This is a genomic window from Stenotrophomonas sp. 05L413 (assembly GCF_056397945.1).
Genome location: NZ_JBFTOL010000018.1, coordinates 1 through 524 on the forward strand (window position 1 = coordinate 1; position 524 = coordinate 524).

The following is a 524-nucleotide window of genomic DNA, read 5'->3' on the forward strand; positions in this document are numbered from 1 at the left end:
ATATTGGGGCCGATCCCGATGGCTCCCCCGCAGTGAGTGGAATACTATTCCACATGGAATCAGTTTCCACTTGGGGTTAGTATCTAGCCCACCCTCATCGCCCTAACACCACCTCTATCGATATGGCCGGAGTACTCGAACGCGCACTTGCCGTGATGGAACACCTCGCCACGCAGCCGGAAGGCGTGCCGCTGGCATCCATCGCGCAGGAACTGGAGATCCCGCAGAGCGCGGCGCATCGCCTGCTGAACGAACTGGTGCGCTGCGGCTATGTGCGCCAGCTCCGCGACCATGGCGACTACGCGCTGACCGCCCGCGTGGCGTCCATCGGCCTGAGCTACCTGAGTGCCACGGGTATCGTCGACATCGCCCAGCCGCTGGTGGACCGGCTGGCGCAGATTTCGGGGGAACTGGTGCGGCTGGCCATCGTGGATGGCGAGCACCTGACGTGGGTGGCCAAGGCGCAGGGCGCCCGGCATGGTTTGCGCTACGACCCGGACATGGGCATGGACGCCCGGCTGTCT

Annotated in this window: 1 protein-coding gene; it reads left to right on the forward strand. The window is 64.7% G+C overall.

What is annotated here, in order from left to right; all coding sequences use genetic code 11:
- Nucleotides 1–122 precede the first annotated feature (122 nt).
- A partial coding sequence (locus AC1DIQ_RS18955) for an IclR family transcriptional regulator (protein WP_478050601.1) occupies nt 123–524 on the forward strand: 402 nt, incomplete at its 3' end.